We start from the raw sequence: 13,162 nt of genomic DNA on the forward strand, positions 1-13,162 counted from the left end.
TAGAATTGACAAAATAAATCAGCACTGATTTTCAGCACTTTACCTCTTTTTCTAATAAAATATGGAAAAAAACAGGTTGCTAAAAGCAATTATCTGCGTCTAAACAGTGAAATGCTTCTTACCGGCTGGCTCTAAACAACTGATTGGTCAGCCTTCAAACTACTCAAATACACATGGCAAATATTTTAGACAACATCGCAGGAATGCTTACCCCGGAAATGATGGGGTCCATCGGAAACAAGCTCAATGAATCCCCCAGCGGCGTAGAGTCTGCACTCAGCGGAATTCTCCCCTCCATCCTCGGAGGAATGGTTCAAAAAGCAGAAGGTGGTAACTTCGGTGCCATATTTGACATGTTGAAGGGTGCCGACAACTTCAACCTGAGCGACCTGATCGGGATGATGGGCAGCGGCAACCTTGCCCAGAACGATCCCCGGGACATCGGAGGTGGCCTTCTTGGCTCACTGCTTGGCAATAAGACCGGCGGACTGATAGATGCAGTCAGCGGAATGGCAGGAATCAACAAGAAATCCTCGTCTTCCCTGCTCGGAATGGCAGCGCCATTCATCATGAGCTTCCTCGCCAAGAAAATCAAGGGCGAGAAACTCGACTCTTCCGGACTGGCTTCTATTCTGCTTGGTCAGAAGAGTTCCATCATGGCCGCCATCCCCGGTGTGCTCAGTGCGGTACTTGGCTTTGGTAAAACCACTCCTTCCGTATCAACCCGCGCAGCAGCAGCTACCACTACTGCTACCCGCGCTGCCTCTACAGCCGCCGCCAATACAACTGCTACCGCAACTGCAGCTGCCAGCAGCGGCATGGGCTTTCTGAAATGGCTTCTTCCGCTTCTCCTCCTCGGAGCACTCGCATGGTTCGGCCTGCGCAGTTGCGATACCGGAGGCGTCCAGGCCAGCCTGGAAAATGCAGGCGATACCATGTCTGACGTTGCCGGCAAAGCTGGCTCCGCAGCAGGTGACCTTGTTGACGGTGCCGGCGAAATGGTAGTTGATGCCGCTAAAATGGGAAGCAGTGCGCTCTCCAGCCTCAAAGAAACCGCCAACGGACTGTGGGCACTCGTACTCCCCGGTGGCGTAACCATCGAAGCAAACAAAGACGGTGTTGAGTACTCACTGATCAACTTCATCTCCAGCGACAAGCCGGTTGACAAAACGACCTGGTTCAACTTCGACGCCCTGAAGTTCCAGACCGGTAAAGCTGATCTCGACTCCGATTACTCCAAGCGCCAGATCGAGAACATGGTGAATGTTCTCAATGCCTACCCTGATGTACACCTCAAGATCGGTGGTTACACCGATAACGTTGGTAGCGCTGATGGCAACATGGCTCTTTCGCAGAAGCGGGCCGACAACGTAATGGCCACTCTGGTAGCGAAAGGTATCGATGCTTCCCGCCTCGCCGCCGAAGGCTTTGGTGAGCAGCACCCTGCATGCCCAGCCAACGACACTCCTGAGTGTAAGGCGCAAAACCGCCGGATCGCGGCACGGGTTACGCAGAAGTAATCTTCACTTACAAGCTTACCTCCCGATGAGGCAATCTTGATTATCTGATGAGGCCGAAGGTACACTTGTACCTTCGGCCTCGTTGTTTTGCTTACTGTGGCCAGCCCGTCCTATTGACGGTGGCTGCCCTGATTGAACGCTGATCTTGATAAAAAAGCCCCTCCCGGAAAAAACCGGAAGGGGCAACTTACTATTTCAAACGAGAATCTAAAGTTGGGAATAAAACAGAAGCACTTATGAGGTACGACTACCTACGCAACCAACTACGATACTGGTTTTGAATGCTCGAACTTTTTTATGGCAACAGGGTCGAGAGGGTGAAATTGGCTGTTGTCAGCGAAGTCGCGTCCACGCTCAGCCCTCCGAGATTGATCCCGAGCGCAGCGTTGAGTTCGAACTGTCCGGCCAGTTCGAGTTCACCGTCGTTGTCTTCATCCTGGTAAGAGACAGCGACGAGTTCGTAACTACCGCTTTCGAGGAAAGCGAGGGTGTAGCTGCCTCCTGCCGTCAGGCGGGTAGAAGAGACTGCATTGAGGAAGGTTTCGTTCTCTTCACCTTCTGCTTCGGAAGCCTGGTAGGTTCCGGCAGCGTAAGCGTAGATCACAACTTCTCCGTCTTCCCCGGATGCATTGCTAACGGTACCCTGCAGGGTACCGGTGAGTTCCTTCTCTACAAAACGGAGGCTGCTTTCCAGGCGTGCTTCGGCAGCAAAGCGGTAAGGCTCGGTGGCAGACTCACCGCGCTGGATTGCTTTGCGCAGATCGAAATCGATCACAGCTGCAACGGTAGCGCCCTGGTTTACGGTGAAGGAGGCATCAGAAACGGTGAGGCTACCGTCTCCATCGACATCGAGGGCAACGGTTGTACCGTCGGTTCGGCGAACGTAGCACCCCGGAGCATTACCGGAAGCATCCTGTGCATCGTCGAGGACGACTTCAATGGTATTGTAGGTACGTGCTTCCAGGTCAGCACTCGCGATGAGTTCAGTCACTCCGTTTTGCAACGCAGACAGTTCTACGGTGGTACGGCTGAAACCTTCGATGGAAGCTCCGTCGACCTTTACATCAGCGATGGTTACGAAAACGGCGGACACGTCGGCATCATCGATGGGAGCATCGGTGATTTCGAGGGTGAAGCTACCGGAGGCGGAAGGGGTCGTGGAGTCGTCGTCTTCGCAAGCGAAGCATACGGACACGAGGAGGAGGAGCGCAAGGCTGCGCAGGGTCAAATAATTAAACGTCATGTTCAAAGGATTAAATTGGTTTAAAAAACAAAGCGATAAAACAGAACCTGGGGGGGCGTGCAAGCCGGTGTCCCCCTAAATTCCGGAGACTGTACGAATCAGGTTATAGTTTAAGTATATATGTCCTGATGTTTTTTTCTGGTTAAAGATTTCACGAAATACGCACCTAAAGGTTTTACCCCCTGTAAATCAAGCTTTAAAAACCGTAACATGGGGCTTAAACCAGACTCAAACTTTTTTTTGCACCTGCGGCCGCGCCGTCGTGAAACAAAAAGAAGTACGTAAACTGAACCAAACGTTCGTTTACTTTGTCTCCTCCCAACCACCAGATTGTACCATTATGCAAAGCCGCACCCGCGCCCAGGAATCCCGTACCGCCGTTCAACGCCTTTATATTGCCATGCGGCACCTGTTGATTCGGGGCAGTTATAAGCCAGGCGGACTCAGCGGTAAAACCCTGATGGACAACCTGATGCTGCTGCGCCCAGAGATCTACGGCAGTATTGCAGACGAAGAAAAAGTTGAAGTAGACGGCCTGCATTACGTTTTCAACCGGCTACCGAAAGGCATCGAAGAATGCCGTTTCATTAAGCTGATAACACGGGAAGGTTACGAAAATTCTAATTTCAAGCCCATCATCGCACCAGCCCGCCGGCGGAGCGCCTACCGCATCGACAGCGATGAGATGTACATTGAGATGACCCGTGGGCGGTCAGACATCTATGACATCCTGACCCACCTTACTTTCCTCTACGCCGAGGCGAATAAAATCCGCAACAACAGTGTAGACAGCAAAGGACGCCCTAAACGGGAGTGGGAGTTGCTGGAGGAAATCGTTGTCTGGGAACAGACCGGTAAAGAATTCAAAGTCGAGACCGCCTATACTTATCTCAGTACTTTGCTGGGCCGGACCTACGACGAAGTCGTAGCTGCCTGCAAGCGCTTTGAGGGCAACGACAATGTGAACTCTCTTTTCCACATCACCTACTGGCTTGGCCGGCTGGCTAAACTGGAGCACGACCAGGACGAAGACCGGGAGATTACCTTCAGCAGCACCCTGCGCGAGAACACCGGTCACCATTACTTCGGTGAAATGTGGGCGCTCAACATCAAGACGGTTCTGCTGGAGCACAAGCTCATCGAACGCCCCATTCACATCATCAGCGCCAACCTCCATAGCGTAGTTAACAGCATATTCGGTGGAGCAGCTCTTGGCACTAAGCTGAAAAAACACAAAGGCCTCTTCGAATACGCACGGGCCATGAGCCAAACGGATTACAAGCACCTCCGCCCTCTCGTTTTTGATCTCGCCCGTAAAAACGGGTTGATCGAAATTGCCGACCAGAGCGGGACAAACCTCGGTGTACAACTGTTCGACACGGCCAAATTCGACCCGAAACTCATCGCTCCCGAGCTCAATTTCCAACCGGCTAAAAACCCGGACCAGGCTCCCGTTATTCTGGTAATGGACTATGCCTTTGGCGAGCAGGCCTACGAAAGTATGGACGAATTGCTGCGGCCTTTCCATGACCCCGGCTCTGATCAGGTGTACGATATGCCCATCGAGAGCATCAACATAATGGGCAAGGCCGGGATACTGGATGGCCAAAAAGGAGACATTATGGTTCCCGACGCCCATATCTTCGAAGGTACCGCCGACAACTATCCTTTCGAGAATGATTTTGTCGCCGATGACTTCCGGGGCGAAGGACTTGGGGTCTTCGAAGGCCCGATGGTAACCGTACTTGGTACGAGCCTGCAGAACATCCCGATTCTGGATTACTTCCTGACCAGCAGCTGGAAAGCCGCTGGCCTGGAAATGGAAGGTGCACATTACCAGAAAGCAATTCAGGCCGCTACCCATATTCGTAAATCGGTTAACCCCAACCTCAAGGTCCGGTATGCGTATTACGCAAGTGACAACCCACTACTGACCGGGCACACCCTCGCAAGCGGTAGCCTGGGGGCCGACGGTGTGCGCCCCACCTACCTGATTACGGTAAGAATGCTGGAGCGGATCTTTGCCAGCTAAGTCTGTAAACAAGTTCGGATTTACTTACCAGATCGCTTGCTACGCCAGCGCTTCACCACAAAGAACACGCCAGCACCAAGTATCAGAAGTGGCCAGATAGCCACCAGGCCAAGCACGATTTCCTGAATCATTCCCCAACCAAAAGCCAGACTATCGGTGAGCTTGCTGAAAAACCCACGGGTAACCGTGGGGCCGGTGTTGCGGTACTCCACCGTTTCGTAAAGCTCGAGCGTGAGCGTTGAAAGCGAGACCTGATCGCGCAGGTAACGCAGCTGGCCTTCTTTGGCCTCGATCTCTTCGGTAATAACACGAATCTTCTCTTCGGCATTGAGGATGTCTTCTACTTTCTGAGCCCGGTTGCGTAAGATATCGATGTAACGATCGCGAACGTCGCGTTTGGTTTGCAGGCGGCTTTCCAGGTCGAGCCACTGTGCGGTTACGTCGCGGCTGTCGAGGTTCTGGTAGTCTATTTCCGTCGCGATCTCAGGCAGGAACTTCATGGCGCCATCTAAGGCACCGGCGGGCAGCCGGATGGTCAGTTGGGCCGTGTGCTCGTAAGTAGAGTTGGTTCGGTGCTGGTTGGAGATGTAGCCACCGTTTCTGGTAATCAGGCTGGTAATGCGGGCCATGGCCGTGTCGAGCGATTCTACGCGGGCACGGGCGGCAGCGGTATAGATGATGCGTTGCTGACGTGGCTTGTCGGTCTCCGTATCCTGGCCGGACGGAGGCAGCGGAGCCTCGGCCGTTCGTGACGCGTCCATTTCTATTTCCTCGTCATCACCGTAGTAACTTTTTTCGGCACTCATGGTGGCCGAAGGCACTCCTTCGGAGGCGTATTCGTTCAGCGAGTCGTGCCCGCAGGCGAAAAGAAATAAGGCGAGAACGCAGGTGCAAAGAAAGTTTTTGGCAGACATGGGTATGAATTTTGAACAGTAGATGCACTGCGAGCCGCTTATGCATACAAGGTACGCTATGTTCACAAATCGTTAGCAACCGAAGCTAATTATCAGGCTTTTGCGCCACAACCTTTTACGTCCGGGTAAGGTCTTAATGGAGACAGCATCAGGCACCTCCGGTAGTGTGCGTTGAACACTACCAACCCTAAAGCAGTTACAACCCGACAGCTACAAAATACAAGATGAATCTACGTTTACTTTTTTTCACCGCATTGCTTGCGGCTTCTACCGTAATGTCCGCACAGGTGCAGGACACTCTTCCAGCGCAAGACTACGACATCCATGCCGTGAACCCCTGGGTAAGCATTCCGCTGATCATTGCGGGTACTTACCTCAGCGCCACCCGCCTGAAGACGCTTCAGGATGTGCCGGCCCTCTCACCCACAGAAATTGCTACCCTGAACCCCGACGACGTACCGGGCTTTGACCGTTGGGCCATCGAACAGCCCGTACGGGAAGACGACTGGGCCGGCGTTGTTTCCGACCAACTATTCGCCGCAGGAGAGTTGGTGCCGCTCACTCTCCTGATCTGGAAGAAGTACCGGAAAGATTTTCTGCCCATCGGGCTGATGTTTCTGGAAGCACAAGCCACCCAGGGCTTGTTCTACGGTTACGCCCCCTTCGGGCCTACCGGCGTAGAGCGCTTTCGCCCGCGTGTTTACGTAGACGAGTACGCTGCCGACGATAAATTCAACGGGCAAACGCGCAACAGCATGTTCAGTGGCCACGTGAGCACAACCTCAACCGGATTCTACTTCGTAGCGAAGATCATCGATGATTACAACCCCGATCTGACGGGCGGACAAAAAGTGATGCTCTACGGCGCCGCCAGTATCCCCGGTCTCTTCTCGGGCTACCTGCGGGTTCGGGCCTTCAAGCACTTCCCTACCGACAGTTTAATCGGGCTCGGGGTTGGTGCTTTCAGCGGCATCATGATCCCCAACTTTCACCGGTGGTGGGCGGAGCGCCACCGCAGTCGGGCAATGCTTCAACCCATCATGGGCAACGGAGCCGCGGGGATGAGTTTCAACCTCAAGTTTTAAAAGCTTAGCTTTATGAGCGTGGCCCAGCCACGCCACCAATAAACAATAACCACCGAACTATCGTGTTGGAACGGGAGTTTCAGCCAGGTAAGATATACCACCTCTATGCGATCACGATTACTCACGTTTCTCCTCCTGTTCACACTTTGCACCTGCGCCAGCGCCCAGAAAGAACCCCGGGATGCCGACCAGCCACCCCGCGACAGTATGCCCCCCGCAAAGTTGTACAAAACCAAACCGCTGATTGAGCTTCCGCTCACCGCTGTCGCATTCTATTTCAGTCAGGAGAAAATTGTCGACTTCCGCGAAAAGCCGGCTTTCACCGGCACCCTGCCAACCCTGACCAACAACGACGTGCCGGGCATCGATCAGTGGGGCCTCCGCCAGGACCCCGCAAAGGCCGAAGACTTCGCTAAAACCTCTGACATATTTTTCATTACCGGGCAGCTTGCGCCTTTCACCCTCTTCGTCTGGAAAAAATACCGGGATGAATGGTTGGACATCACCACGATGTACCTCGAAGCCCAGGCATTACAGGGCGTGTTTTATGGCTATGCACCGTTTGGTCCTTCGGGTGTCGATCGCTTCCGCCCCCGGTCTTACTACGACGAAGTAGAAGATGGTGAGCGCCGCAACGGCAACGCCCAGAGTAGTTTGTTTAGTGGCCACGTAAGCACCACCGCTACCGGCTGGTACTTCTACGCCAAAATCATCACGGACCATAACCCCGACCTCACCGGCGGGCAGAAAGCCCTCATTTACGGTGCGGCCTCAGTACCGGGTGTGATTACCTCAATTCTGCGCGTGAAAGCCCTGAAACATTTCCCCACCGATACGGCCGTAGGAATGGGCGTTGGCGCATTCAGCGGAATCATGGTCCCCGAGTTTCACCGTTGGTGGCAGAAGCGTCACGAAAAGAGCATGGCGATGCTTACGCCACTTTACGGCAACGGAGCTGCAGGAATGGGCTTTACGCTCATATTTTAGGCTCAGGCCTTCGCTTTCAGGGGCTGCTACACAGCAAAGCAACAAACAGGCTACTCCACAATCCCTCCCGAAACCCGTTCGTCGTTTTCGTAGACGTACTCCAGGGTGATTTTGCCTTCTTCGTTGAAGTAGCGCATCGGGCCGTGCTTTTTGCCCATTTTGTAGTTCACCTCCTGTTTGATTTTATTGCTGCGGTAATCGTACTCGGCCATCACACCGTCGAGTTGACCGTCGACGTAGTTGGCGATGAGTTCGGGTCTGCCGATCTTGTACTTCCCGTAGGGTCCGTCGAGGACGTTGGCCTTATAGTTGGCAATGAGTGCGAAGCGTCCCATATCGTCCATCTCGATGTAGGGACCGTTCAGTGCCCCTTCGATGTAGCTCATAATCGTTTTCGGAGCCTTGCTGTCGATGGTGTAGGTCGTCCAGGTACCGTGTTTGTTACCATTCAGGATGAAGCCCTGCTCGATAACGCGCCCCTGAGGGTCGCGGCGTTCTACCCTGAGTGCCTCGGAGCCATCGATCTCGGTGGTTTCAAACTCTTCATTGTCAAAAACGGCTTTTTCCACCACACGCTCGGGGCGGGCAGCCTCCTGACAGGAGAAGAAAGACAGTGCAAGTAAGAGTATGAATAAGGTGCGCATTGGTGAATGATTTTGCGGGCAAAGGTACTGAGTCAGAGACTTATCCGAAACCCCCAAAGCGGTCAGGATGCCGGCCAAAGCACGTTGTAAAGCTTGATTTTCTGATTTAACAGATGTTTAAGTTACCTTTTTTACGGGCTGTTTACGGGCCATTTCTGCCGAAATTCCCGCCCCGGCGGGGCGGGAAAAGTTCCAAATGTTAAGATTTTTCAGAGTACATGGATGACGCAATACCGACCGTTTGTCTTGAATATCTTTCCTTTTGCATAAAAACGACAACCTGCAAACCGGTTTAAGCTTCATTTCTTAACACTTCTTAAGAACAAGAGCCTCGGAAACAACGAACGAGGACCAGAAGCACGTGCTGGCTTTTTCTACATTGGTTTGGCTCCTAACTTTGCCACCATACAGTTGCAGCAGCTTTACGAATAACCCCGGTTTCCAGAACTAAACACCCATCATTCACACCATCTCGTTCCCCTGCATTACACCTTTACCCTTTCACTTAAGACCCTTAATTACACCAGAAGTAGGTGCCTTTAACCCTTACCTACAAGTTTTGCATTTGACATACCTTAAAACTCCTCCTGAAACCCACAGTGTGACACCTGATTATTTATCCCGGATTAACACCACCCATTATTCATACCCCGCGCGCCGGTCAGGCGTTGCGGGGTTTTTGATTCCGGATGCTTCCGGTCCTACTTTATTGCCATCAGGCGGGAACGCAGGTGCAGCGAACGTTTTGAGGGGTAAAGGCCTGCCTTTTGGCAAACCCTCGCCTTGCACCTGCGTCTGCGCCCACCTTTAGTCATGCGGCTAACAATACGTCCATCAAAGCCGTCTGTTAGTAGAAAAATCAGCCCTTCTTGCCAACGATCTGTTTAAAATGCGGTTTCAAGAGATGGGTTTCTTAAATATGCACCCGTTTAAAACCACATATTATGCTTTTCAAAAAAACAGGAGCGCTTTTCAGCCTGTGCCTGCTGGCCCTTGGCCTGAGCGCCCAAACGAACATTGATTTCACCAAATACACCCTTGACAACGGATTAAAAGTAATCCTCCACCAGGACGCCACCGCTCCGATTGTTGCCGTATCGATCATGTACGAAGTAGGCGGCAAAGATTCCTTCGAGGGCCGCACCGGCTTTGCCCACTTCTTCGAGCATCTGCTCTTCGAAGGCAGCAAGAACATCAAACGCGGAGAATACGCCAAGTACGTAGAAGACGCCGGCGGAGTACTGAACGCCAATACCAGCCAGGACCGCACCTACTACTACGAATTGCTCCCCAGCAACAAACTGGAACTGGGGCTTTGGCTTGAGAGCGAGCGCCTCCTTCATGCTGTCGTCGATCAGGAAGGCGTCGAGACCCAGCGCAGTGTTGTAAAGGAAGAACGCCGCCAGCGGATGGACAACCAGCCCTACGGTTCTCTTCAGTACGAGCTCTTCCGCCGTGGCTTCAAGGAACACCCCTACAAAGACCCCAATATCGGCTACATGGAAGACCTTAATGGTGCTCAGGAAGCCGATTACAAGCGTTTTTACGAGACCTACTACGTCCCCAACAACGCCATTCTGTCTATCGCCGGCGACATCGACATTGATGAGACCAAAGCGCTGATCGAGAAATACTTTGCCGGCATCCCCCGCGGCAAAGAAGTTCCACGGGTATCTACCGTTGAACCTGCCCTTGGCGGAGAGATCCGTGATACCGTTTACGACTCCAAAGCTCCCCTTCCTGCCGTTGTGATGGGCTACCGTACCCCAGCCCTCACCCACCCGGACTACTACGCCATCAGCATGCTGAACAAGGTGATGAGCCAGGGACAGAGCTCCCGTCTGAACAAAGTCCTCGTCGATGAAAAGCAGGTTGCCGTACAAGTGGGCTCCTTCCCCTCCGGCAGTCAGGACCCGGGCATTTCCATGGCTTTTGCGGTACTTAAACCCGGAGGCGACCTCCAGAAAGCTGAAATGATCTTCGATCAGGAAGTAGAGAAAGTTCAGACCGAACTCATCAGCGAAAAGGAATTCCAGAAACTCCGCAACCAGGTTGAAGCCGACGCTATCTCCGGATACGGAACCATGGCCGGCATTGCCGAAAGCCTTGCCAACTACGAGATGTACCAGGGAGACGCCAACCTCATCAACAATGAAACGGAACGCTATCTCGACGTAACGCGCGAAGACATTCGCCGAGTGGCTAAGCAATACTACTCTAAGAACAACCGGGTAATCCTTTACTGGATGCCGGGCGAAAAGCCGAGTAAGTAAGTCGACCGGTAGCGCGGCACCTCTGCCGCGACAGTGTCACCACGGAGACCCTGATGATGCCAATTTGCGGAGCAAACCCGAGTCTCTGCGAAAATTAAATCCCCATTAGCCCGGGAACAAGTCTGTTGCAATGCACGGCCTTCTTCCCGGGGATATATACAACCCAAGAAAAATGCAAAAATTATTACTGGGCCTTCTCGCCCTCTTTCTGGTTGCCGCCTGCTCTACGCCGCAAGCGACCACCGATAAAATGGCCGAAAAGCCCGCGGACGCTACTGAAATGATGAAGGATGACTTCCGCGCCATGGCCCCCGAAGCGGGGCCGGCTCCGGAAATCAAAATCGGAGACTTTCAGGACTTTAAACTCGATAACGGTCTCCAGGTCGTTCTGGTCGAGAACCATAAGCTCCCCCGTGTGAGTTACCAACTCTTTGTGGACGTTCCCCCACACCTCGAAGGCGAGTACGCAGGTACGGGCCAGATGATGGGCCAAATGCTACGGCGGGCGACCTCCACCAAAACGAAGGAGCAAATCGACGAAGAGATCGATTTCATCGGTGCATCTCTGAACGCAGGCGGTAGCGGTGCCTTCGGCGCCACCATCAGTAAGTACAAGGAGAAGCTCATCGAAATGATGGCCGAAGTGGTGCTTGATGCCCGCTTCCCCGAAGAAGAATTCGCTAAGGTGAAGACCGAAGCTGAAGCTGGCCTCCAATCTTCACTCGGTAACCCGGGAGCGATCGCCTCGCGGCTGCGCCAGCGGCTCACTTACGGAGCGGATCACCCTTACGGTGAACTGACCACCGAAGCGTCGCTGAAGAACGTTGAGCTCGACGCTGTGAAAAAGTACTACGAAACCTACTTCGTCCCCAACCGCAGCTACCTGGTAATGGTGGGCGACCTCACCCGTGCCGAAGCAGAAAAGCTGGCGAAGAAAGCCTTTGGCTCCTGGGCAAAAAAGGACGTGCCCGCGCCGACGTTCGCAATGCCGGAAGCACCGAAGGGTGTAACGGTAAACTTCGTGCCCCGTGCCGGTGCCGTACAGTCTAACATCATCTTGTCCAAGCCGGCAGACGTAAAGCCGGGCACAAAGAAGGCATTGCGAGCCAGTATCGTAAACCGTATCCTGGGTACCGGCTTCAACGGCCGCCTCAACCAGAACATCCGTGAAGACAAAGCTTACAGCTACGGTGCGGGATCTAGTGTAGACGCCGACGAGCTCGTGGGTAGTTTCACCGCCAGCTCCGATGTACGCAACGAAGTGACCGACTCTGCCGTGACAGAATTCATGACGGAACTGATGAAAATCAGCACGGCACCAGTAACCGCTGAAGAACTGAACCGTGCCAAGAGCCAGATTACCGGCTCCTTCGGCCGTGCGCTCGAGAGCCCGCAACGCATCGCGAGTTTTGCCCTCAACACCATCCGCTACGGCCTGGACCGCAACTACTACCCAAGCTACCTCCAGAAAGTAGCCTCCAGCAGCAGCAATGACCTGCTCGAAGTTTCGAGCGAAATCATGTCGCCCGAAAACATCAATATCATCGTAGTGGGCGACAAGGCCGTAGCTGATAAGCTAGCTAAGTTTGCAACGAGCGGCAAGGTAAACTACTACGACGTTAACGGCGAGATGATCGACATGGAAGACATGGCTGCACCTACCGACGTAACCCCAAAACAGGTTATCATGGACTACACCGAAGCGATCGGAGGTGCCGCGGCAATTGCGGGCATGAAGTCATGGTCTCAGGTAATGGAAGCCAACGTTCAGGGCCAGACAGTTGTACAGACAATGTACAAAGAAGGTGGAACCAAATTCAGCAGTCAGACCCAGATGATGGGAATGACAATGGCCGACCAGCGCTACAACGACGGCAAAGTTTCCATGATGCAGCAAGGGCAGAAAATGCCCGCCAACGATGAAATGGCCGCCGGAATGAAAGAGCAGGCCACCCTCTTCCCTACTGTTGCGCTGCTCGACAAAGCCGATATGCTTTCCATCGACGGAACAGAAACGGTGAACGGCAAGAAAGCAATCGTACTCTCGGTGAAGAGTGAATCCGGTGCAGGCGATGCCCAGATGTACTTCGATCAGGACAGCAAACTCCTCATCCGTCGGGTGCAAAAGCAAGGACCGGTAACAGCCACTATCGACTACGGCGATTACCGCGAAGTAAGTGGTGTTAAAATCCCTTACGAGATGACCATTACCGGCGCAATGCCCTTCCCCCTGAAGTTTGTTACCAAGGAGATGAAACTCAATACCGAAATTGACCAAAGCCTTTTTGAGGTGGAATAAGCACCAGCTTAACCACCTTTACAGAACCCGGGCATCCTGATAAGGATGTCCGGGTTTTTAGTTTACCGATTTATTGATGGCACTTTGTTTGTTAGGCGGAAACCTGGCTTCCGGTGGGCAGAGCGGATAGCTGCGATGGTCCGCTGTCCTCATAAAACGGGCCTT

9 protein-coding genes are annotated in these 13,162 nt (G+C 53.3%); 6 read left to right on the forward strand and 3 right to left on the reverse strand.

Annotated features, from left to right (window positions below; translation table 11 throughout):
* The first annotated feature begins 173 nt into the window (after nt 1-173).
* Complete coding sequence (locus FUA23_RS17030; protein ID WP_147931972.1) at nt 174-1,520, forward strand: OmpA family protein; 1,347 nt, start codon at nt 174-176, stop codon at nt 1,518-1,520.
* A 295-nt stretch (nt 1,521-1,815) separates the two neighbouring features.
* On the opposite strand, the gene FUA23_RS17035 is transcribed toward FUA23_RS17030, so the two are convergent.
* Complete coding sequence (locus tag FUA23_RS17035) at nt 1,816-2,763, reverse strand: DUF4382 domain-containing protein (protein WP_147931973.1); 948 nt, start codon at nt 2,761-2,763, stop codon at nt 1,816-1,818.
* A gap of 340 nt (nt 2,764-3,103) precedes the next feature.
* Between FUA23_RS17035 and FUA23_RS17040 the strand changes: the two genes are divergently transcribed.
* Complete coding sequence (locus FUA23_RS17040; protein WP_147931974.1) at nt 3,104-4,795, forward strand: DUF6909 family protein; 1,692 nt, start codon at nt 3,104-3,106, stop codon at nt 4,793-4,795.
* Between the two features lie 20 nt (nt 4,796-4,815).
* On the opposite strand, the gene FUA23_RS17045 is transcribed toward FUA23_RS17040, so the two are convergent.
* Complete coding sequence (locus tag FUA23_RS17045) at nt 4,816-5,709, reverse strand: DUF4349 domain-containing protein (RefSeq protein WP_147931975.1); 894 nt, start codon at nt 5,707-5,709, stop codon at nt 4,816-4,818.
* 224 nt (nt 5,710-5,933) lie between these two features.
* Here FUA23_RS17045 and FUA23_RS17050 point away from each other — a divergent pair, with 224 nt between their 5' ends.
* Nucleotides 5,934-6,794, forward strand: coding sequence for a phosphatase PAP2 family protein (locus tag FUA23_RS17050; RefSeq protein ID WP_147931976.1), 861 nt, complete (start codon nt 5,934-5,936; stop codon nt 6,792-6,794).
* Nucleotides 6,795-6,899: 105 nt separating this feature from the next.
* Nucleotides 6,900-7,781, forward strand: coding sequence for a phosphatase PAP2 family protein (locus FUA23_RS17055; RefSeq protein ID WP_147931977.1), 882 nt, complete (start codon nt 6,900-6,902; stop codon nt 7,779-7,781).
* A gap of 50 nt (nt 7,782-7,831) precedes the next feature.
* On the opposite strand, the gene FUA23_RS17060 is transcribed toward FUA23_RS17055, so the two are convergent.
* The gene (locus tag FUA23_RS17060) at nt 7,832-8,425 is read right to left on the reverse strand and encodes a toxin-antitoxin system YwqK family antitoxin (RefSeq protein ID WP_147931978.1); all 594 of its coding nucleotides are present in this window, start codon (nt 8,423-8,425) and stop codon (nt 7,832-7,834) included.
* A 944-nt stretch (nt 8,426-9,369) separates the two neighbouring features.
* Here FUA23_RS17060 and FUA23_RS17065 point away from each other — a divergent pair.
* Entirely contained in the window at nt 9,370-10,698 is a 1,329-nt protein-coding gene (locus FUA23_RS17065; RefSeq protein WP_147931979.1) for a M16 family metallopeptidase, read from the forward strand.
* A 172-nt stretch (nt 10,699-10,870) separates the two neighbouring features.
* Nucleotides 10,871-12,997, forward strand: coding sequence for an insulinase family protein (locus FUA23_RS17070; protein WP_187271109.1), 2,127 nt, complete (start codon nt 10,871-10,873; stop codon nt 12,995-12,997).
* The last annotated feature ends 165 nt before the right edge of the window (nt 12,998-13,162 follow it).

This window comes from Neolewinella aurantiaca (assembly GCF_008014675.1).
Classification (GTDB): Bacteria; Bacteroidota; Bacteroidia; order Chitinophagales; family Saprospiraceae; genus Neolewinella; species Neolewinella aurantiaca.

Excerpts from the sequence above, each read along its gene's own strand:
- FUA23_RS17030 (WP_147931972.1), top strand. The coding sequence starts at position 174 with ATGGCAAATATTTTAGACAACATCGCAGGAATGCTTACCCCGGAAATG.
- FUA23_RS17035 (WP_147931973.1), bottom strand. The coding sequence starts at position 2,763 with ATGACGTTTAATTATTTGACCCTGCGCAGCCTTGCGCTCCTCCTCCTC.
- FUA23_RS17040 (WP_147931974.1), top strand. The coding sequence starts at position 3,104 with ATGCAAAGCCGCACCCGCGCCCAGGAATCCCGTACCGCCGTTCAACGC.
- FUA23_RS17045 (WP_147931975.1), bottom strand. The coding sequence starts at position 5,709 with ATGTCTGCCAAAAACTTTCTTTGCACCTGCGTTCTCGCCTTATTTCTT.
- FUA23_RS17050 (WP_147931976.1), top strand. The coding sequence starts at position 5,934 with ATGAATCTACGTTTACTTTTTTTCACCGCATTGCTTGCGGCTTCTACC.
- FUA23_RS17055 (WP_147931977.1), top strand. The coding sequence starts at position 6,900 with ATGCGATCACGATTACTCACGTTTCTCCTCCTGTTCACACTTTGCACC.
- FUA23_RS17060 (WP_147931978.1), bottom strand. The coding sequence starts at position 8,425 with ATGCGCACCTTATTCATACTCTTACTTGCACTGTCTTTCTTCTCCTGT.
- FUA23_RS17065 (WP_147931979.1), top strand. The coding sequence starts at position 9,370 with ATGCTTTTCAAAAAAACAGGAGCGCTTTTCAGCCTGTGCCTGCTGGCC.
- FUA23_RS17070 (WP_187271109.1), top strand. The coding sequence starts at position 10,871 with ATGCAAAAATTATTACTGGGCCTTCTCGCCCTCTTTCTGGTTGCCGCC.